Below are 21024 nucleotides of genomic sequence, written 5' to 3'. Positions count from 1 at the left end.
CGAGGGGACATCATGACCCAACCGACCACCGGACACTCCAAGAGCTACTTCGCCTGGGCCGGAGGCCTGACGATGTTCGCGGGAGTGGTCCTGATCATCGCCGGATTCCTCGATTTCTTCCGCGGAATCATGGGCATCGCGAACGACGACGTCTTCGTGGCGACGCCCGGCTACGTCTTCCGATTCGACCTCACCGCATGGGGCTGGCTGCATCTGATCTTCGGGATCGTAGCCATCGCGGCCGGATTCGCCCTCTTCAAGGGCGCTCTGTGGGCGCGGATCCTCGGCATCGCCCTCGCGGGAGTGCTGCTGGTCGTCAACTTCCTCTCCCTGCCGTACTACCCGCTGTGGTCCCTGGTCGCGATCGCCCTCTACATCGCGATCATCTGGGCCCTGTGCGTGGGACGGTCGCAGGAGGAGAAGATCTGACGCGCCGGGCGGGACCGCGGGCCCTCGGGCGGGCCCGCGGTCCCGCCCGCGGTGAGTCCGCCACCCGTGACCGCGCGGCCCAGGCGTCGGCCGGCTAGGGCGTGTGGCGAAAGTCCCTCCTGGCCCGCGACGCCTGGCACGCACGCTCGCCGCGTTGTCGGAGTCATCCGAGTACGTCCGGTACGAGGGTGATCCTCCGCCTTGCGATCTTCCCCTCGGCCCGGAGGGCCTGGGGAGACCCCACCCCCTCGGCCGGAGGGCTCGGGGGGAGTCCCCACTCCCTCGGCCGGAGGGCCTGGGGGGAGTCCCCACTCCCTCGGCCGGAGGGTCCGGGGGGAGTCCCCACCCCCTCGGCCCGTAGGGCCCGGGGGAGACCCCATGCACCAGACGCCGCAGGCCCCGCCCTGCGGGCGGACGGAGCTACATTCGCAACACGCCCTAGCTAGTGCCGCGTCAGGCAACGTTCGCCCCGTCGCGGCGCCCGGCACGGCGACTCGCGGCGTTGCCGAGTCAACCGAGTAGGCCCACTACGAGGTCGACCCGGCGCCTTGCGATCCACCGCACCCGACGCCGCTCCTTGTCGGGCAAACCTTGCCTGACGCGGCACTAGGCCGGGCCGGGCCGGGCCGGCCTCGGCACCGGCCGCGGTCCGGTCCTCCTGCGTCTCCGGCGACGTCGTCACCCCGGCCCCGCCGTCCGGGGACGCCGCCGGGCAGTGCGTCCGGTGCGTCCGCGCCCCGGCGCCGTCCGCCCGGAGGACGGGCGGGGTCCCACGCTCCGGACCGGTGGCCGTCCCGGCAGCACCGCCGCGCACTCGGACAGCTGTGCACAGCGCGCGCGAGCCGGGTCCCCGGGCTGCAATGGACGGGTGACGGCCACTCCCGACGACTGCCTCGCACGCAACGAGTGGGTCTGCGGCGCCTATCTCTCCACCCGCCGCGAGATCCTCTGGGACGCCACTCTCCAGCACCTCCAGCTGACGTTCGCCTCCGTGGCGCTGGCGCTGCTCCTCGCCGTGCCGCTGGCCGTCGCGGCCCGGCGGTGGCGCTGGGCCGTCGGTCCCGTGCTCGGGGTGACGACGATCCTCTACACGATCCCGTCCCTGGCGATGTTCTCGCTGCTGCTCCCGGTGTACGGGCTGTCCGCGTCACTGGTCGTCGCAGGGCTCGTGCTGTACTCCCTCACCCTCCTGGTCCGCAACGTCCTCGCGGGGCTCCGCTCCGTCCCCGCGGAGACCCGGCAGGCCGCACGCGGCATGGGCTACGGCCCGACGCGGCAGCTTCTCGCCGTCGAACTGCCGCTGGCCCTGCCCGCCGCGATGGCCGGGCTGCGGATCGCGACCGTGTCCGCCGTCTCGCTGGTCACCATCGGCGCGATCGTCGGTTTCGGCGGGCTGGGAAACCTCATCTACTCGGGGATGAACACCTACTTCAAGGCCCAGGTGCTCACGGCCTCGGTGCTCTGCGTACTCATCGCCGTGGCCGCCGACCTCGTCCTGCTGGGCGTCCAGCGGATGCTCACGCCGTGGATGCGACCCGCGCGGCGGACCGCCGCGTGAACACGCTCGCACAGACCTGGGACTGGCTGACCAGCGCCGCCAACTGGTCGGGCCAGAACGGTGTGTGGCGCCGGCTCGGCCAGCACCTCTACCTCACCTCGGTGTGTCTGGTGATCAGCTGCGCGATCGCGCTGCCCGTCGCCCTCGTCCTGGGCCACCTCGGCAAGGGCGGCGCACTCGCCGTCAACATCTCCAACGTGGGCCGGGCCGTGCCGACCTTCGCGGTCCTCGTCCTGCTGCTGCTCAGCCCGATCGGCACATGGGGCGACTGGCCCACCATCGTCGCGCTGGTGCTGTTCGCCGTGCCGCCGCTGCTGACGAACGCCTACGTCGGCATGCGCGGTGTCGACCGGGACGTCGTACGTGCCGCGCGGGGGATGGGCATGACGGGCAGCCAGACCCTGTTCCGGGTCGAACTCCCGCTCGCGACGCCGCTGGTCCTCACCGGCGTACGGATCGCGGCCGTCCAGCTCGTGGCCACCGCGACCGTCGCGGCGCTGGCGGGCGGCGGCGGGCTGGGCCGCATCATCACGGCGGGCTTCAATCTCGCCTCCACCCCGCAGGTGGTCGCCGGTGCGGTTCTCGTCGCCGCCCTCGCCCTGGTGGTGGAAGGGGTCTTCGTCGCCGTGGAACGGTCCGCACCGGACTGGACCGGGCGGCGGTCGTCATGAGGCGGCTCCCCTTGCACCTCGGCACGTCCCTGCTGGCCCTGGCGGCCGCCTGCACCACGGGCCCGTCCCTGGAGGACCGCGGACAGGTGACGGCCCCGCCCGGGGACAGCAGGCATCTGACGATCGGATCCGCCGGCTTCACCGAGAGCGACCTGCTGGCGCAGATGTACTCCCTGCTGCTCGAGCACGCCGGCTACCAGACGAAGATCATCTCCGTCACCAACCGGGAGATCTACGAACCCGCCCTGGAGAGCGGCCAGATCGACGTGGTCCCCGAGTACGCCGCCACCTTCGCCGACTGGCTGGGTGCCAGGGCCCACGGCCCCGATGCGCCGGCCGTCGGCTCGCCCGACCTCGACGCCACCATGAGCGCGCTGCGCCCGCTGGCCGACGCGCGCGGGCTGAAGGTCCTCGACCCGGGACGCGCCGTCGACCAGAACGCCTTCGCCGTCACCGAGGAGTTCGCCCGCGCCCACGACCTCCGAACCCTCAGCGACCTCGGAAGATCCGGGATCCCCGTGCGCCTCGCCGCCGGGGACGAGTGCGTGCGGCGGCCGTACTGCGCGCCCGGGCTGGAGAGGACGTACGGCATCCGCATCAGCGGCATCGACCCCAAGGGCGTCGGCACCACCCAGGCCAAACAGGCCGTCCAGTCGGGCCAGGACCAGATGGTCCTGACCACCACCACGGACGCCACCCTCGACGACTTCGGCCTGGTGATCCTCAAGGACGACAAGCACCTCCAGAACGCGGACCACATCGTGCCCGTCGTCAACCGGGCGCGCGCCGGCGGCCCCGGCGTCGACAAGGCGCTCGACGAGCTGAACGAGGTCCTGACCACGGAGGACCTCGCCCGGCTCAACGAGCAGGTGGACAGCTGGCGCCGGCTGCCCGAGGACGTCGCCCGGCAGTACCTGCGGTCCAAGGGCCTTCTCCCGCAGTGAGCCGCGCCCCACCCCTCTTCCGGGCGGCGCGGAAGGCCGCTCCCCGCCGGCCGGGACGGACACCCCCGGAGTGGCTCAGGCGTCCGCCACCGAGTCGAAGTCCACCTGGTCCCTGGCCACTCCCCGGGCTTCGGCGTCCACCGAACGGCGCAGTGCCTCGTGGAGCTTCGCCGGAGTCAGCACCCCCACGAAACGGGTTCCGTCCACCACCGCCACCCATCCCGCGTCGTGCTGCAGCATCTCGCTGAACGCCTGCTTCAGCGGTGCCCCCAGCGGCACCCACGCCTCCATCCGGCGCGCCAGATCGCCGACCGTGCCTCGGCCACCTGCCCGGGCCAGGGACTCGGCGGACACCCAGCCGTGCAGATCGCCCCCGGCGTTGAGCACGACAGCCCAGCGAGCGTCCGCCGCCCGCAGCCGGCCCGCCGCGGCATCGGCCGGCTCGTCCAGGCGCGCGATCGGCGGCTGCTCCAGGCCGTCCTCCTCGATCCCGGTCACCGAGAGCCGCTTCAGCCCCCGGTCCGCGCCCACGAACCGGGCCACGTAGTCGGTCGCGGGCGTGCCGAGCACCGCGCCCGGCGTGTCGAACTGCTCGATGCGCCCCTGCCCGTACACGGCGATGCGATCGCCCATCCGCACCGCCTCCTCGATGTCGTGGGTGACGAGCAGCACGGTCTTGCGGACCGTCGCCTGGAGGTTCAGGAACTCGTTCTGCAGCCGCTCCCGCACCACCGGGTCGACTGCGCCGAAAGGCTCGTCCATCAGCAGCACGGGAGGGTCCGCCGCCAGCGCCCGGGCAACCCCGACCCGCTGGCGCTGACCACCCGAGAGCTGCTCGGGGTAGCGGTCTCCGAAGGTCTTCGGGTCGAGGCCCACCAGATCGAGGAGTTCGGCGGCCCGGGCCCGGGCCCGGCGCCTCTTCCAGCCCAGCAGCGACGGCACGGTCGCGGTGTTGTCGAGGACCGTCCGGTGCGGGAAGAGGCCGACCTGCTGGATGACGTAGCCGATCCGGCGGCGCAGCCGGACCGGGTCGACCCGGGAGATGTCCTCGCCGCCCACCAGGATCCGCCCGGACGTGGGTTCGATCAGCCGGTTGACCATCATCATCGTGGTGGTCTTGCCGCAACCCGACGGGCCGACGAGCGTGACCAGTTCGCCCTCGGCGACCTCGAAGGACAGCCCGTCGACGGCGGCCGTCCCGTCCGGATAGACCTTGCCGACCTCCTCGAACCGGATCATGCGTCCACGCTAAGGGCTGTCCCGTCATCACCGGTGGATCAGCGCGCGGCGTCGGATGCGGTGCATCGCAAGGCGGAGGGTCGTCCTCATACTGGGCGTATTCGGGCGATCCGGCAACGCAGCGAGGTGCCGCAGCTGTCGTCGTGCGCCCGCTGGGGCTTACGGGACAGCCCTAAGGCGCGCCGCGCGCGGTGCGCACACGGGCCGCGGCCGAAGCGGGCGGCCCACTCGGGGTGGTCGGCGATGCGGAACAGCGTCTCCCTCCCCGACCTTGCGGGGTCTGGTCGGTGCCGCCCCCTCGATCAGTAGACATTCCTTCCAATCCTCCCCGGCCTCGCGGCCCGGCCGGCCGATCCTCGGTGCGACCCCCGCCCGGCCGTGTGATGCACTGGGCGGGCGGGGAACGCACCATCAGCGACCACACGGCAGGAGCGCGCAGTGACCAGCTACCGGCAGCCGGGCCTCGTCCTCACGGACCGCCACTTCACCGTTCCCCTCGACCACGCCGACCCCTCGGGGGAGCAGATAGCCCTCTACGGCCGTGAGGTCGTCTCCAGCGGCCGGGCGGGAGCGGACCTGCCCTGGTTGGTGTACCTGGAGGGCGGACCAGGCTTCGGGGCGCGGCGCTTCCCCGGCAAGCAGGCCTGGCTGGCACGCGCGGTGCAGGAGTTCCGCGTGCTCCTCCTCGACCAGCGCGGCACCGGACTGTCCTCGCCCGCCAACCGGCAGACGCTGCCGCTGTGCGGCGGCCCCGAGGAGCAGGCCCGCTACCTCTCGCACTTCCGGGCGGACAGCATCGTCCGCGACTGCGAAGCGGTCCGCGCACGGCTGACCGGCGGGGCGCGCTGGACCGTCCTCGGCCAGAGTTTCGGCGGATTCTGCGCCACCCACTACCTCTCGACCGCACCGGAAGGGCTGAAGGCCGTCCTGATCACCGGCGGCCTGCCCTCGCTGGACGCCCGGGCCGAGGACGTCTACCGCGCCGCGTACCCCCGTATCCAGCGCAAGAACGACGCCCACTACGCCCGCTACCCGCAGGACGTCGAGCGGGCCCGGCGCATCGCCGAGCACCTCGCCGCCCGGCGGACCGTCCTGCCCGGCGGTTACCTGCTCACCACCGAGGCGTTCCAGTCGCTGGGAATCCAGCTCGGCACCGGCGACGGCAGCCACCAGCTCCACTACCTGCTGGAGAACGCCTTCGTCCGCACGGCCCGCGGCGACGAACTCTCCGACGCCTTCCAGCAGGGCGTCCTCGCCGCGCTGTCGTACGCGGCCCATCCGCTGTACGCCGTCCTGCACGAGGCCATCTACGCCCAGGGCCAGGCCCCCACGGCCTGGGCGGCCGAGCGGGTGCGCGCCGAGTTCCCGCAGTTCGACGCGGAGAAGGCGCTGGCCGGGGACGGACCGCTGCTCTTCACCGGCGAGTCCGTCCACCCCTGGCACTTCGAGACCGACCCCGCCCTGCGGCCCCTTCGCGACGCCGCCGAGATCCTGGCCGCCCGCACCGACTGGCCCGCGCTGTACGACACCGAGCGCCTCGCGGCCAACGAGGTCCCGGTGGCCGCGGCCGTCTACCACGACGACATGTACGTCGACACCGCCCACTCCCTCGCGACCGCCCGCGCCATCCGCGGACTGCGCACGTGGGTCACCGACGAGTACGAACACGACGGCGTGCGGGCGTCCGGCTCCCGTGTGCTCGACCGGCTGCTCGCCCTGGTCCGCGACGAGGTGTGACGAGAGTGCCGTGCCCCGGCGCCGGCGGGCGGGGCGGGCACGGCGGCGGCACGACCCCCACCGTTGCCCGGAAACCACTCCGGGACGCGCGACCACTGCGGATACGCTGCCCGTATGACCGAACTGACCGAACCTCAGCTCGTACCGGTACCGGACGACTGGCAGCGGGCACTCGCCGTCGTCGCCCACCCGGACGACCTCGAGTACGGCTGCGCCGCGGCCGTCGCCGGCTGGACCGACGCGGGCAAGGAGGTGACGTACCTCCTCGCCACCCGGGGCGAGGCCGGGATCGACACCGTCGACCCCGCCGAGTGCGGGCCGCTGCGCGAGCGGGAGCAGCGGGCGAGCGCCGCGGTCGTCGGTGTGAGCGCCGTCGAGTTCCTCGACCACCGGGACGGCGTCATCGAGTACGGCACGGCGCTGCGCCGCGACATCGCGGCCGCGATCCGTCGGCACCGCCCCGAGCTGGTCGTCACCCTCAACCACCGCGACACCTGGGGCCCGGCCGTCGGCGGAGCCTGGAACTCGCCGGACCATCGTGCCGTGGGCCGGGCCGTGCTGGACGCCGCCGGTGACGCGGGCAACCGCTGGATCTTCCCCGAACTCCTCACCGAGCAGGGCCTGCAGCCCTGGAGCGGCGTCCGATGGGTGGCGATCGCCGGCTCGTCGACCCCGACCCACGCCGTGGACGCCACGGCCGGGCTCGAGCGCTCGGTGCGGTCGCTGCTGCAACACCGCAGTTACATCGAGGTTCTGACGGACGAGGACCCGGAGGCGTACTGCCGGGAGTTCCTGGTGGGCAGCGCCCAGGCGGTGGCCCCCCGGTTCGGCGGGGTGCCGGCGGTGGCCTTCGAACTCTTCGGCCGGTAGCGGCCCGGGCCCCGGGCGGGCGGGTCTTCGGCGGGCTCCCGCCGGGAGGGCGTCGCCGCACCCCGGCGACCGGGCACACCGTCTCGCGATGAGGCGGCCGTGGGTGCCGGGCGGTTCCCGCCGCAGCGCTCACTCGGTGTCGTGGCGCGGTTCCGTGGCCCGCTCGCCGTTCGCGTCGAGCCTGAACGCCCGTACGAGCAGGGCTCCGAGGACGATCAGGGCGATGCCCAGCCAGGCCGGCCCGGAGCCGAGGGCCAGCACGACGATCCCCACGGGCACCAGATAGCCGGCGAAGGGCATGAACAGGGAGCCCACGGACGTCGGGCCGCCGCGGGACGGCCTGCCGCCGTGGATGCGCTCCCGTACGACCGGTGGGTACCACTCGGTGAAGCGCAGGGCGACGATGATCGCCCCGATCTGGATGACCCAGTTGGTCCAGACGTTGTCCGGTTGGCGTAGCACGAGGTCACCGATGAGCCCCGCCACCGCCGCCACCAGGAACGCGAGCCCCCACACGGCGGTGATCACGTAGTTGGTGTGCAGGAAGCCGCGGGTGTTCCACAGCGAGCGGTCCACCCGTTCGCGGGCGTACTGCACGGTGAAGGGCTCGCGGACCGCGATCGAGCCGAAGGCGATGGCCACCAGGGCGAAGTTGGAGAGCTCCCCGGAGTACGTCTCCAGCCAGCGCAGCGTTCCCACCGAGGCGAAGAGGCCGACGATCGTGAGGGCCGCGAAGAAGACGACGTCGGCGACCTCGAGGATCTTGACCGAGGCGCCGGGGCGTCTCAGCCGGTCCACGACGAGGACGAAGACGGCGATCGCCAGGGAGACCCCCACGGCGAACTCGAACCGGCCGGGGCCGGCCAGGACCGAGAACATGATCCACGGGAGCATCCCGACGACGGGGTTGTCGAAGAACGCGGCGAGACGGCGCCCCGCCTCGGTGTCAGTGATGGCGTTCATGGACACGTCCTCCGGGAGACGGCCTCCTTTCCAGCGTGCTCCCGCGCCCGCCGTCCCGCGACGGGGCCGCACGGGCGGGGCGTGCGGCCGTGGGGCGGGGGACGGGCGGAGGCGCGGACGGTCGCCGCCGTGCGGCGGGGCTCCCGGCGGAGCGTGGCGGTCGTGGGGCGCGGCGCAGTGGAAGGGCCGGGAGCGGGGAGTGGTCCGGCCGGGAACGGGGGGAGGGGCCGGTGGCCGGGTGCCCCGGCCGGACGCAGCTGTTCCCAGGAGGGCAAGCGACCGCTTAGTATGCGCAGAGCAGTGGTACGCCCTACACACCGCGGAGGCCCGAATGCAGGCATGGCGAGTGCACCGGAACGGCGAGCCGGGCGAGGTGATGCGCCTGGAGGAGGCCGGCCGCCCGCAGCCCGGCGAAGGGCAGGTCCTGCTCAGGGTGCGGGCCGCCAGCGTCAACTTCCCCGACGCGCTGCTCTGCCGCGGCCACTACCAGGTGACGCCGCCGCTGCCCTTCACCCCCGGGGTGGAGATCTGCGGTGAGACCGAGGACGGCCGCCGCGTCATCGCCACCCCGGCCCTGCCGTACGGAGGGTTCGCCGAGTACGCCGTCGCCGACGAGGCCGCGCTGCTGCCCGCTCCCGACGCCCTCGACGACGCCGAGGCCGCGGCACTGCACATCGGCTACCAGACGGGCTGGTTCGGACTGCACCGCCGCGCGAACCTCCGGGAGGGCGAGACGCTGCTCGTGCACGCGGCGTCCGGCGGCGTCGGCAGCGCCGCGGTACAGCTCGGCAAGGCCGCCGGCGCCCGTGTCATCGGCGTCGTCGGCGGACCTGAGAAGGCCGCCGTGGCCCGCGAGCTCGGCTGCGACCTCGTCATCGACCGGCGCGAGGACGACATCGTCGCCGCGGTGAAGGACGCCACCGGCGGCCGCGGTGCCGACGTCGTCTTCGACCCGGTCGGCGGCGACGCGTACGCCAAGTCCGCCAAGTGCGTCGCGTTCGAGGGCCGCATCCTCGTCGTGGGCTTCGCGAGCGGCGGTATCCCCAGCCCGGCGCTCAACCACGCGCTGGTGAAGAACTACTCGATCGTCGGACTGCACTGGGGCCTCTACAACCGGATGGACCCCAGGGCCGTGCTCCGCTGCCACGAGACGCTCACCGACCTGGCGGCCGGGGGACTGATCAAGCCGCTCGTCAGCGACCGGGTCGCCCTCAAGGGCGCCGCCGACGCCGTCCAGCGCGTCGCCGACGGCACCACCACCGGACGCCTCGTCGTCCTCCCGGAAGGAGCGGCCGCATGACCGACGCCGCCGAACTGCGTCTGCGCACCCGCGAGTTCCTCGCGGAACACCCGCCCGCCACCACCGGGCGGACCGACTTCCTCAAGGCCCGCTTCGACGCGGGTCTGGCCTGGGTGCACTACCCGGCCGGACTCGGCGGACTCGGCGCGGCCCGCTCGCTGCAGGCCGTCGTCGACGCCGAACTGGAAGCCGCCGGCGCTCCCGACAACGACCCCCGCCGGATCGGCATCGGCCTCGGCATGGCGGCGCCCACGATCCTCGCGTACGGCACCGAGGAGCAGAAGCGGCGGTTCCTGAGGCCGCTCTGGGTCGGCGACGAGGTCTGGTGCCAGCTGTTCAGCGAGCCCGGCGCCGGCTCCGACCTGGCCGCGCTCGGTACCCGCGCCGTCCGGGACGGCGCCGAAGGCGACTGGGTGGTCAACGGGCAGAAGGTGTGGACCTCCAGCGCGCACCTCGCCCGCTGGGCCATCCTCATCGCCCGCACCGACCCGGACGCTCCCAAGCACCGGGGCATCACCTACTTCCTCTGCGACATGAGTGACCCGGGCGTCGAGGTCCGGCCGCTGCGCCAGATCACCGGTGAGGCCGAGTTCAACGAGGTCTTCCTCACCGACGTGCGGATCCCCGACGCCCGCCGGCTCGGCCCCGTCGGCGAGGGCTGGAAGGTCGCCCAGACCACCCTCATGAACGAACGCGTCTCCATCGGCGGCATGCGCCTGCCGCGCGAAGGCGGAATGATCGGGCCCGTCGTCCGCACCTGGCGCGAGCGTCCCGAGCTGCGCACCCACGACCTCCACCAGCGGCTGCTCACCCTGTGGGTGCAGGCCGAGGTCTCCCGGCTCACCGGCGAACGACTGCGCCAGCAGCTCGCCGCGGGCCAGCCCGGCCCCGAGGGATCGGGCATGAAGCTCGGCTTCGCCCGGCTGAACCAGGAGATCAGCGGCCTCGAGGTGGAACTCCGCGGCGACGAGGGCCTGCTGTACGACGACTGGACCATGCGCCGCCCCGAGCTGGTCGACTTCACCGGCCGTGACGCGGGCTACCGCTATCTGCGCTCCAAGGGCAACTCGATCGAGGGCGGCACCAGCGAGGTGCTGCTCAACATCGTCGCCGAACGGGTGCTCGGACTGCCCGCCGAACCCCGCAACGACAAGGACGTCCCCTGGAAGGACCTCGCGCGATGAGCACACAGCCCGACCTCCTCTACTCCGAGACCGAGGACGACCTGAGGGCCGCCGTTCGCTCCCTGCTCACCGGACGTTCCGACCACACGGCCACCCTCGCCCGTGCCGAGTCGGGGTCGCCCTACGACGACGGGCTGTGGCAGTCGCTCGCGGCAGGCATCGGCGCGGCCGGACTCCTCGTGCCCGACGAGCTCGGCGGCCAGGGCGCCGGTCACCGAGAGGCCGCGGTCGTCCTCGAGGAGCTCGGCCGGGCGGTCACCCCCGCCCCGTACCTCACCAGCTCGGTCATCGCCACCGAGACGCTGCTCGCGCTCGGTGGGGCGGACGACGAGGCGACGGGGCTTCTGAAGGGGCTTGCCGCCGGCCGGACCGTCGCGGTCCTCGCCCTCCCGCTCTCCGCCTCCGCAGGGGCCGGCCTCCCGAGCGGAAAGACCGTGACGGGTGTCGCCGACGCCGCGGCCGCCGATGTGCTGCTCGTGCTCCGGGCGGACGGCCTCCACGCCGTGGGGCGGGGGGACGCCACGGTCGAACCGCTCACTCCGCTCGATCTCACCCGCCCCCTCGCCTCCGTCACCACCGCGGAGGGCTCGGGCACCCGGCTCGCGGACGTGGAGCAGGCCCGCGCCGCGGTGCGCCGCGGACTGCTCGCCGGCGCCGGGCTGCTCGCCTCGGAGCAGCTGGGGATCGCGGAGTGGTGCCTGGAGGAGACGGTCCGGTACACGCGCGACCGCTACCAGTTCAACCGGCCCGTGGGCTCGTTCCAGGCACTGAAGCACCGGATGGCGCAACTGTGGCTCGATGTCGCCGGAGCGCGCGCCGCGGCGCGCAACGCGGCGGACGCGCTCGCGACCCGAAGCGCCGAGGTGCCGCTCGCGGTCTCCGTCGCCCAGGCGCACTGCTCCCGGGTGGCGGTGCGCGCCGCCGAGGAGTGCGTCCAGCTCCACGCCGGCATCGGTATGACCTGGGAGCACCCGGCGCACCTGTATCTCAAGCGGGCCAAGGCGGACGAGATCGCCCTCGGCGCCCCGGGCCGTCACAAGGAGGCGCTGGCGGAACTCGTCTCGCTGCCCGGCCCGAGGTGACGCGCGGGCCCGGGACCGGGACCAACGGACTCCGATCGGCTCCGTCGCCTCCACCGCGGCAGACCGACGCTCCAAGGTGTACGGCCCGGCCGGGAGTCGTCCCGGCCGGGCCGTACGCACGAGCAAGGGGCAGCGGTCCGCTCTCCGCCCCGGCCGGCCGGTCTGCGGAGAGCTGACCGCAGGGCTCGACGCCTCCGTGACCGCGGCGCTGGTCGCGGTCACGGAGGACGAAGGCGCCGCGCCCGGCGCGGGGCTGCTCGCCGCCGGCCACGACCGCACACTCCTGCGGCGCCGGCGCCCCGTGGAGGTCCCGCGCGTTCGCCACGCCTTCTACCACGGTCGCCTCGACGACCTCGCCGTCCCGGACCGGCTCCCGCCTGCTTCATCCCGCTGGTGTCCGGCAATTGGCCCCAGAGCTCCACCCGTCAGGCGACGGGTCGTTCCCGCAAGCCGACCGCGCCCGGCTGAACTCCAGCGTCTCCACAGCGCATTCCCGAGGGCGCGTCCGCTTCTGGGCCAACCCCGACGCTTCGGGTGCCGCCCGCGACGCCGTGTGGCACGAACCGCTCGCTGCGCGCGCCGGCCTCGTCAACACCGACGGCCCCGCCGGTCTGTGGCCCTTCCTCCTCGCCCGCGACCGCTGGTCCACGACAACGCCCGTAGTCAACAACGGATTTGATGACCACCCGATCGGCGGACACGCCAGTCGGCCGTCCGGCGCCGCTGCTCCGCCACACTGGCGCCCGAATGCCGCACACCGGGTGCGGCGGAGGGAGGCCGGTCCATGGCCGTTTCGGTTTCAGTGGTGCTGCTGTTGCTCGTCCTCGCGGTGATCTTCCTCCGCAACGGGGGGTTGAAGCTCTCGCACGCACTCGTGTGCGGCCTGCTCGGGTTCTTCCTCGCGGGTACGAGCATGGCGCCCACCATCCACGACGGCGTCTCGGCGACCGCCGAGGTCGTCGGCAAGCTCAAGCCCTGACGGTTCGGCCGCACGACGGCGGGCCTCCGTCCGCTCACGGGCGGCCCCGCGCACGACGGCACTTGCCGGACCCGACCGGTTCCGGGACGGGGGCGGGGACTGGTGGTCTCGCGTCTCGAGGTGTCGCGCACTCGGGCCGGCCGGCCGCGGCGCGCGGGGAAGCGGATCGCGGCGTGCCCTGCATCGTGGGTGTGGGCGTTCCCAGCGCGGGTGTGTCAGGGGGTGACGACGGCGAACTGGGGGTCGGGGGTGTCGAGGAGGGAGAAGAGCCGGTTCAGGACGGCGGGGTCACCGTCGACGGTTGCCCCGTCCAGGCCGCGGCCGGCCAGGACGCGGAGGAGCTGGGGCTTGGTCAGGGTCAGCGTGAGGTCGGCGGGTCGGGCGGGCGCGGCGCTCAGGTCGCGGGCGCGGTAGGTGAGGGCGCCGTTGGAGAGGGTGAGGCGCCAGGCCCGGCTCTGGTCGGTGAGCCGCCAGTCCAGGGTGAGGCGGGTGTCCCAGGCGCGGGGGCCGTTGACGCGGATGGCGAGGGAGTCGATGAGCTGGTCGATGGTGAGGGCCATGGCCATCTCGGGGTCGTTGATGTCGACCGCCACCTTGGCGAGGGTGCCGCGCAGCTCCATGGCGGCGGTGAGGTAGTAGTTGCGCCAGGTGCCGTTCTCGGCGCCGTGGCCGAGCCGGTCGTAGACCTCGGCGAGGGCTTCGCGGGCCGGGGTGTGGTCGGGGTGGGCGAAGACGGCGTGGTTGAGCAGGGTGGCGGCGAAGCGGAGGTCGCCGGCCGCGGCGTACTGACGGCCCTTGGCGGTGATCGCGTCGATGCCGCCGTAGTCGGCGGTGAAGCGGCGGGCCTGCTCCACCGGCGGATGCTGCCACAGGTGGGCGGGATTGCCGTCGTACCAGCCCATGTAGCGCTGGTAGATAGCCTTGACGTTGTGGCTGACCGAGCCGTAGTAGCCGCGTGCGGACCAGGTCCGCTCCAGCTCCGGCGGAAGCGTGACCTCCTCCGCGATCTCCGTGCCGGTCAGCCCCTGGTTGAGCAGGCGCAGGGTCTGGTCGTGCAGGTAGGTGTACAGGTCGCGCTGGGCGGTGAGGAAGGCGCCGATCGCCTCGCGGCCCCAGGTCGGCCAGTGGTGGGAGGCGAAGACCACGTCGGCCCGGTCGGCGAACAGCTCCTCGGCCTCGCTGAGGTAGTGCGCCCAGACCCGCGGGTCGCGGACGACCGCGCCGCGCAGGGTCAGGATGTTGTGCAGGGTGTGGGTGGCGTTCTCGGCCATGCACAGTGCCCGCCTCCGGGGGAAGAGGAAGTTCATCTCCGAGGGCGCCTCGGTACCGGGGGTGAGCTGGAAGACGATCTCCACCCCGTCGACGGTCTCCCGCTGCCGGGTACGGGTGATGTCGACGGTCGGCGCCACCAGGCTGATCGTGCCGGTGGAGGTGGTGGTGCCCAGCCCGCACCCGATCTGCCCCGCCGGGCCCTTGGGCAGCCCGCTGCCGTACATGAACGCGGCGCGGCGCGTCATCGCGGTGCCGGCGTACACGTTCTCACTGACCGCGTGCTCCAGGAAGCCGGACGGCGCCAGTACCGGCACCGAACCGTCCGGAACGATCGCACGGGAACCGCCGAAGTGATCGCCGTGCGAGTGGGTGTAGATCATCCCGGTGACCGGGCGGTCGCCGCGGTGCTCACGGTAAAGTGCCAGCGCCGCGGCGGCGGTCTCCACCGAGATCAGCGGGTCGATCACGATCACACCGGTGTCGCCCTCGACCAGCGTCATGTTCGAAAGATCCAGGCCGCGCACCTGGTAGATCCCCTCCGTCACCTCGTAGAGGCCGTGCCGGGCCACCAGTTGCCCCTGTCGCCACAGACTCGGATGCGCGGTGTCCGGGCAGTCCCCCGCCAGGAAGCCGTAGGCGGCGGCGTCCCACACCGGAGAGCCGTCGGCGCCGGTGATCCTCGGGTTCGCCAGCGAGGCGATGAAGCCGCGGTCGGCGTTGTCGAAGTCCGTCTCGTCGTCGAAGTCAGGGTCCGTCATGCCCGCAGGCTAGTGCCGCATCGGGCGACGTTCGCCCCGTCGCGGCGCCCGGCACGGCGACTCGCGGCGTTGCCGAATCAACCGAGCAGGCCCCCTACGAGGTCGATCCGGGGCCTTGCGATCTTCCCCTCGGCCCGGAGGGCCTGGGGAGGCCCCACCCCCTCGGCCGGAGGGCCTGGGGAGGCCCCACCCCCTCGGCCGGAGGGCCTGGGGAGGCCCCACCCCCTCGGCCCGGAGGGCCTGGGGAGGCCCCACCCCCTCGGCCGGAGGGCCTGGGGAGGCCCCACCCCCTCGGCCGGAGGGCCTGGGGAGACCCCACCCCCTCGGCCGGAGGGCCCGGGAAGACCCCATGCACCGGACGCCGCTCCTTGACGGGCGAACCTCGCCTGACGCGGCACTAGGCAGAAACGCTCGGGTCTACTCCTCGGCACGCCTTGGGTGAAGCCACCGCGAACCGGACAACGGGCACGGTCCGGGGTACCGCGCGCCGCGGCGTGACGCCACAGCAGGCCGTCCGGGCCGTGCTTTCCATCCTGCCCGGCGGTGTCGGGGGTGCCCAGCGGTCGCAGCCCGCCGGGCGTCCCGGTGTGCCGGAGGGGGTAACGGCCGGGCATGGCGACGTGGTGGCGAGCACGGGGACAGCCGGGCGACGTCCCGGTCCGCCGCGTCGAAACCATCGGCCCCAGGGCGGTCAGTGCGGCGTCCGTGAAGCGGTGCTGTGGACGGCAGGCGGCCTGGACACCGATTCAGGAGTGGCACGCCCCGCCCGGTGTCCGGCCCGCGAGGTACTCGGCCGGTTCGTTGTCCGCGACCTCGCGTTCGCGGGGAGCCATGGGGTCGGCGTCGGCTCGCAGGGCGGCGATCTCGTTGATGAGGCGTACGGCAGCGGCGGACGGTCCGGGCTGGTCGAGCTGATCGGTGATGGCCAGCGCTTCCCCGGCGAGGGCTGCCGCCTCTGCCAGGGCACCCCGGTCGCGTTGGACGGCGGCGAGCTCCAGACAGGTCAGCGCCACGTACGGCCGGGCGCCGAGGGCCCGGTTGCGGACCAGCGCCTCGCGTAACAGCGCCTCGGCTTCGGCCGGGCGGCCGGCGGCCAGGGCGAGACGTCCGAGTTCGCGACTGACCGTACCGGAGAAGTAGGCCGTGGGCGTCCCGAGCGCTCCCGGATAGGGCCGGAACGGCGCGAGCTGGTCATACGCCAGTCGCGCGGCCTCGCCATCGCCGATCAGCTCGATCAGGTCGACCAGATGCAGGAGCACCGCCGGCCACGTCGGGTTCGTCATCGGGATCGGCAGCAGTGGGCGGAGCTGGGTGTAGGCCTCCCGCGCCTCGTCCAGCCGCCCGGTGAGGAACAGTGCCCGCGCCCGCGCGGACAGGATCAGCGGCTGTCTCGGCGCCCGGTCGAGGTCACGCCACATCTCCTCGGGCAGTTCCGCGGCGTCGCCGCGAAGCAGGGCCAGTTGCTGGCACAGCACGTGGTTCATGACGATCGCGGTCTGGTCTCCGCTGGCCAGGGCGAGTTCGGCGGCGTCTTCGTTGCACCGGCGGGCAGCGGCGAACCGTCCTTCCTGCGCGGCGCGGGCGGCGCTGACGCGGAGCAGATGCCAGCGGGTCAGCGGTAGCCCGGAACGGGCCGCGATCGCCTCGACGCCGCGGATCGCATCGTCCACCAGGTCCAGCCGGCCCATCAGGTATCCGGCTTGGATACGCCACTCTTGGCCCAGCACCGAGGCGAGCGGGTCGCCGAGTTGCTCGGCGTGGGACACGGTCAGCTCGCCCAGGCGCAGGCGTTCGGCGACGTCGTCCGGATGGGCCAGGGTCATCTCCATGGCTCGAGCCGCGTCGAGTTCGGCTCGCAGGTCACCAGTGGCCTCGGTCAGAGCGAGGGCGGCGCGGGCGTGCTCGGCCGCCACCTCGAGCGAACCGAGATCGGCCGAAGCGGTGGCGAGCTGGGCGAGCAGCCGGGCGCGCACAGCGCTCGGCAGGTCCTCGACGGCCAGCGCCGCCCTGCAGAGTCGGCTGATCGTCCGTGAGGCCTGCGGGAATGTGACGCCCTGCAGCACCAGGGCGGCATCGGCGAGCAGCGCCGGCCGGCCGGTTGCGTTCGCCGCGTCGGCCGCTTCGGTGCAGTGGCGCAGGCCGGCGTCGTAGCGCCCGGCAAGGTACTCGGCGCGGGCCAGTTCGATGAGAGCCGGGGCGCGCTGTGGGTCCGTCGGTGCGAGTACGGCGGCGGCGTCCGCCAGGTGCCGGGCGGCATCGGCGTAGGCGTGCCGTTCGCGGGCCTGGGCCGCGGCGATCCGGGACCAGCGCGCGGCGGCGGCACGGTGGCCGGCCTCCTTGCCGGCCCGTCGCCAGTGCGCCGCGATGCGGGCCGCCTCGGCCCCGTCCCCGGCCTGCTCCAGTGCCCGCGCGGCGGCTCGATGCAGGGCGCGGGCGACGCCGGGGGCGGTTCGGCCGAGCACCTCGTCGCGTACCAGATCGTGGGTGAAGCGGTAGGCGCGTCCGGTATCGGTGGTCTCTGCCGCGGTGAGGACACCGGCGTGCCAGGCCGCCGCCAGCGACTGGGCGACGACGGTCTCGCCCAACTCCGGCAGGACCGAGGCGAGCTGGGCTGGGTTCAGCAGTTCGCCGAGCACGGCTGCGGCACGCACGACGTCCCGTTGCTCGGTGGTGAGCCCGGTCAGCAGCCCGCTGACGATGGTGCTGAGGTCGGTTGCGTGCGTGCGCAGTGCCGCGACGAGCAGCGGCAGCCCACCGGTACGCCGGTACCACTCCGCCGCGCTCGGCTCGCCGACGCACTGCGCGACCTCTTCCTGGGTGAACGGCGCCAGCCGCAGCACGGCGGCCCCGTAGCGGCCCAGGTCCGCGAGCGCTCCGGAGGCTTCCTCGGGCCCGGGCTCCCGGAAGGTGCCGAGCACGAACAACCCGCACTCGGACGCCTCACCGGTCACGTGCCGCAGCAGATCGAGGCTGGCGGTGTCGGCCCAGTGCAGATCCTCCAGCAGAACGACCAGCGGGCGTTCGGAGGCTGCCACGGCCAGCGCCTCACTCATCCCGGCCAGTTCCAAGAACCGCGCCGCTGCCGCGGTGGCCGGCCCCGTCGCCCCCCCACGACTGCTGCCCCGTCGCGGCCCCGGCGGCTCCCGGCGGCGACCCGGCGTTTCGCGGCGCCGGTACCCCAGGGGCGACTCCCGCAAGACGCAGTGCTCGCTGCCAGGGCCACAGTGGTGGCGCTACCGCGTCTCTGGGGCAATGGCCTCGTACGACCGTGAAGCCTGCGGAACCGGTGTGGCGGCGCAGTGCCTCGGCCGCGAGGGTGCTCTTGCCGACGCCCGCCGGGCCCGCGAGCAGCACCACGGACCCGGTGCCGCGCGCCGCAGCCTCGATCCGCTCTGCGAGGGCCGCGAGTTCGGCCGCACGCCCGACGAACTCCTCCCGCTCCGCCGGTCTCCCGCAGGCGCGCACGACGAGGTCCCGCGTACCACGGTCCGGGGGAAGCACTGATGCTCCGGACGTTCTGCGCGGGCCGTTGCCGGCACTCACCTCGCCGGACAGGCCCTGGCCGATGCCGATCCGGTCGACAGCACGTGGGTGGACCGGGCGCTCGTCCCGACTGCGGGTGGGCGCTTCGGACACGCCCAGGGCGGGCGCCGGCTGCTCGGCCGGCCGGCCCTGTGCGGTGCCCTGCCGGGCCGGGGGTGCGGCGTCGGGCTGGGAGGCCCGGGCGGCCCGCAGCCAGCGTCGCCACTGCTCCTCGTCCAGCAGTCCTGCACCGACCTCGTCGGCAGGGATCCGCCGGCCGCGGCAGTGCTCGAGCAGCACCCGGACCAGGACCAGGAACGCCACCTCGGATTCGGGCAGGTGCCGGCCCTGCTTCCAGTCGCTGACCCGGCGCCCGGAGATCGGCCGACCCCGCCCGGCGGGACGGCGCCGGTTGGCCTCGGCCACCGCGCTCTTGACCGGAAGATCCACCGCCAGTCCCAGCAACTCGCTCAGCCGGCCGGCGAACACCCGCCGCGGTGTCGGCTCCGCCTCCCCCATACCCCGCCTCCAGCAGACCGCAGTGTCCGGTCCGGACCGGACCGGAAAACCCACCATAAGCCCATCACCAGCAGCAACGCCGTGGTGTTGACCGAACCGGCACCAACTGCCGCGCACCGGGTGCATCAATCGGCGTGCACCGGCCGCTCGGCCCCGCGCTCCGCAGCACCGGCCGGGCGCGGCGCGGACCGGCCGAGCGAACGACCATCCCGTCACCGACGGGGGCACCAGTCAAGGGAAGAACCGCATGCACGCTCGCATCCACGTCCTGTGGCCGTCCCGGCCGCAGTGCTCCCGGTCCTGGCCGGCACCGCCTGCCAACCGCACGCATCCTCTCCCGCGCCTCCCGCGCCTCCCGCGCCTCCCGCCCGGCCCGCCGTGGCGGCGGTGGCCCCTTGGCCTCCCGCACCGACCTGCGGCACAACGCCTGCCTGCGCCTGGGCATCGGACTGCCCGCGGCCGGCGAGAAACGCCCGCGCCTCCTCGACGGCGCGCCGGACACACCCCGCGCCGCACCCCGGCCAGCGGCTGGCAGACCCGACCAACGAGTTGAACCGACCATGTTTGAAAGGGAATGGACATGAAACGTGCACAGAGGATCAGGCGGACGGCTGTCGCCTTCGCGGCGATCCTGGTCGGCCTCGCCGTCATGACCACCGGCTGCATCGGCGGCAAGGTCGCCGCCCAAGGCGCCAAGGTCGCCGTCCGGGCGGTGGCCCGGGGCGTTCCGACCGCCGCGCCGTTCTTCGAGGAGGCGCTCCGCCTGGGGACGGACGCCCTGGTGGGCGAGACCCTGGCCCTTGGGGGCGGGACGAGGAAGGGCGACCAGCCCGGCCTGTACGGAGGATCGCGGAGGAGTAGGAGCTGCGACAAGAACAAGCTCGTCCGCTTCCTCAAGGACCCGGCACACCGCCGCAAGGCGGTGCAGTGGGCCACCGCGCAGGGAATGGGCGTCGACGAGATCGAGGGCTTCGTGAAGAAGCTCACGCCCGTGGTGCTGCGCAACGACACGCTGGTGAGAAACCACGACTACAAGAAGGGCAAGGCGGTCGGCTTCGACGCCCTGCTGGAAGCGGGCATCGCCGTCCTGGTCGACGCCTACGGCAAACCGGCCGTGCAGTGCAGTTGCGGCAACCCCCTCGGTACCTTCGAGCACGACGTCGACAGCGCCGACGTGACGTTCCAGGACAAGGGCAAGAAGTGGAGGGCATACGACCCCGAGAAGGTCGTCAAGATCGAACCAGTGGCCGAGGAACGGCCGGTCACGGCGTACGAACTGGTCGACATCGAGGACGAGGACGCGGGTCTGGAACGGCGAGCCGGGACGGACGGCGCGCAGGACAAACCGCTGCGGGACGATCCCGGCGCCGAGAAGGTCCCCGGCACCGAGAATGCCGAAGCCCGCGTCCCCGCGGTGACGGACAGGCCGGTCCAGGAGGCCACGCAGATCCTCGAGGATCGGGGATTCCGGGTACAGACGAACGACGGACTTTCCGGCGGCGCCGCGCCCGGCACGGTCCTCGATCAGGACCCGGCCGCGGAGGAGCAGGTTCCCCATGGTGCCACCGTGACGCTCACCGTGGCGCCGGGCCCGGACCCGGCGCGGACGGAATCGCCCTCCCCGACCTCCTCCCCGACCGACCTCACAGACAAGGACGCAACCGTGATGACCGCCCTCGCGGATGAGACGGTCCGCGAATCCCCCTCGTCCACCAGCCCCGGGATCAGCTCCGTGGCGGCGGGAGACCGGTACCCGGCAACGTGCTACGGCCACGGCGAAACCACCACCGCTCACGGCTCGACAAGCGCGCTATGGGTCCGGCTCGGGCTCAAGTCCGGGGGCCTGGGCTGGGTCACGGCCACCGCGCTGCAAGAGGACCCGGCCGCCCGGGGACTCGGCCAGTGCTGAACCGGGCCTGATCCCCATGCCGCCGGGGACCGGCGCAGCGGCCCGTGCTCCGCCTCCCGTCCCCGCCGCACACCGCACAGCGTGCCCC

Annotated in this window: 16 protein-coding genes; 11 read left to right on the top strand and 5 right to left on the bottom strand. The window is 73.3% G+C overall.

All coding sequences use genetic code 11. The annotated features are described in order from the left end of the window. Positions 1-12: 12 nt before the first annotated feature. From FEF34_RS02555 to FEF34_RS02535, 4 genes are all read left to right on the top strand, one after another. Positions 13-429: a DUF7144 family membrane protein gene (locus FEF34_RS02555; protein WP_138051671.1), complete on the top strand. Its 417-nt coding sequence runs from the start codon at positions 13-15 to the stop codon at positions 427-429. A gap of 868 nt (positions 430-1297) precedes the next feature. After that, a complete protein-coding gene (locus tag FEF34_RS02545) occupies positions 1298-1987 on the top strand; it encodes an ABC transporter permease (RefSeq protein WP_138051669.1) in 690 nt (229 codons plus the stop codon). Continuing rightward, positions 1984-2658 (top strand): ABC transporter permease, encoded by a 675-nt coding sequence (locus FEF34_RS02540; RefSeq protein WP_138057236.1) that lies wholly within the window; start codon positions 1984-1986, stop codon positions 2656-2658. Before FEF34_RS02545 ends, FEF34_RS02540 begins: the two co-directional genes overlap by 4 nt. Then, positions 2655-3602: an ABC transporter substrate-binding protein gene (locus FEF34_RS02535; RefSeq protein WP_138051668.1), complete on the top strand. Its 948-nt coding sequence runs from the start codon at positions 2655-2657 to the stop codon at positions 3600-3602. The genes FEF34_RS02540 and FEF34_RS02535 overlap by 4 nt, the downstream gene beginning before the upstream one ends. A gap of 75 nt (positions 3603-3677) precedes the next feature. On the opposite strand, the gene FEF34_RS02530 is transcribed toward FEF34_RS02535, so the two are convergent. Continuing rightward, on the bottom strand, positions 3678-4841 hold the full coding sequence (locus tag FEF34_RS02530) for a betaine/proline/choline family ABC transporter ATP-binding protein (RefSeq protein ID WP_138051667.1): 1164 nt from the start codon (positions 4839-4841) through the stop codon (positions 3678-3680). A gap of 438 nt (positions 4842-5279) precedes the next feature. On the opposite strand from FEF34_RS02530, the gene FEF34_RS02525 reads away from it, so the two are divergent. Both FEF34_RS02525 and FEF34_RS02520 read left to right on the top strand, forming a co-directional pair. Further along, a complete protein-coding gene (locus tag FEF34_RS02525) occupies positions 5280-6578 on the top strand; it encodes an alpha/beta fold hydrolase (protein WP_138051666.1) in 1299 nt (432 codons plus the stop codon). 114 nt (positions 6579-6692) lie between these two features. Beyond that, a complete protein-coding gene (locus FEF34_RS02520; protein ID WP_138051665.1) occupies positions 6693-7448 on the top strand; it encodes a PIG-L deacetylase family protein in 756 nt (251 codons plus the stop codon). Positions 7449-7577: 129 nt separating this feature from the next. On the opposite strand, the gene FEF34_RS02515 is transcribed toward FEF34_RS02520, so the two are convergent. Next, positions 7578-8411: a hypothetical protein gene (locus FEF34_RS02515; protein WP_138051664.1), complete on the bottom strand. Its 834-nt coding sequence runs from the start codon at positions 8409-8411 to the stop codon at positions 7578-7580. Between the two features lie 331 nt (positions 8412-8742). Here FEF34_RS02515 and FEF34_RS02510 point away from each other — a divergent pair, with 331 nt between their 5' ends. From FEF34_RS02510 to FEF34_RS02490, 4 genes are all read left to right on the top strand, one after another. Further along, positions 8743-9711 carry an NADPH:quinone oxidoreductase family protein gene (locus FEF34_RS02510; protein WP_138051663.1) on the top strand — a complete coding sequence of 323 codons (969 nt, stop codon included), beginning with the start codon at positions 8743-8745 and terminating at the stop codon, positions 9709-9711. Continuing rightward, the gene (locus FEF34_RS02505; protein ID WP_138051662.1) at positions 9708-10895 is read left to right on the top strand and encodes an acyl-CoA dehydrogenase family protein; all 1188 of its coding nucleotides are present in this window, start codon (positions 9708-9710) and stop codon (positions 10893-10895) included. The genes FEF34_RS02510 and FEF34_RS02505 overlap by 4 nt, the downstream gene beginning before the upstream one ends. Beyond that, positions 10892-11977 carry an acyl-CoA dehydrogenase family protein gene (locus tag FEF34_RS02500; protein WP_138051661.1) on the top strand — a complete coding sequence of 362 codons (1086 nt, stop codon included), beginning with the start codon at positions 10892-10894 and terminating at the stop codon, positions 11975-11977. The genes FEF34_RS02505 and FEF34_RS02500 overlap by 4 nt, the downstream gene beginning before the upstream one ends. Positions 11978-12761: 784 nt before the next feature. Next, complete coding sequence (locus FEF34_RS02490) at positions 12762-12956, top strand: hypothetical protein (protein WP_138051660.1); 195 nt, start codon at positions 12762-12764, stop codon at positions 12954-12956. Positions 12957-13171: 215 nt separating this feature from the next. Here FEF34_RS02490 and FEF34_RS02485 read toward each other — a convergent pair whose 3' ends face one another. The 3 genes from FEF34_RS02485 to FEF34_RS02475 form a co-directional block, all read right to left on the bottom strand. Continuing rightward, positions 13172-14986 (bottom strand): alkyl/aryl-sulfatase, encoded by a 1815-nt coding sequence (locus FEF34_RS02485; RefSeq protein WP_138051659.1) that lies wholly within the window; start codon positions 14984-14986, stop codon positions 13172-13174. 746 nt (positions 14987-15732) lie between these two features. Beyond that, the gene (locus FEF34_RS02480) at positions 15733-18039 is read right to left on the bottom strand and encodes an ATP-binding protein (RefSeq protein WP_138051658.1); all 2307 of its coding nucleotides are present in this window, start codon (positions 18037-18039) and stop codon (positions 15733-15735) included. Beyond that, positions 18032-19027, bottom strand: coding sequence for an AAA family ATPase (locus FEF34_RS02475; RefSeq protein WP_138051657.1), 996 nt, complete (start codon positions 19025-19027; stop codon positions 18032-18034). The genes FEF34_RS02480 and FEF34_RS02475 overlap by 8 nt, the downstream gene beginning before the upstream one ends. Positions 19028-19607: 580 nt before the next feature. On the opposite strand from FEF34_RS02475, the gene FEF34_RS02470 reads away from it, so the two are divergent. Beyond that, positions 19608-20936, top strand: a complete 1329-nt coding sequence (locus FEF34_RS02470; RefSeq protein ID WP_171052788.1) for a PASTA domain-containing protein — start codon at positions 19608-19610, stop codon at positions 20934-20936. Positions 20937-21024 lie beyond the last annotated feature (88 nt).

The organism is Streptomyces marianii (assembly GCF_005795905.1).
Taxonomy (GTDB): domain Bacteria; phylum Actinomycetota; class Actinomycetes; order Streptomycetales; family Streptomycetaceae; genus Streptomyces; species Streptomyces marianii.
This window is presented reverse-complemented; position numbering and strand designations above follow the sequence as displayed.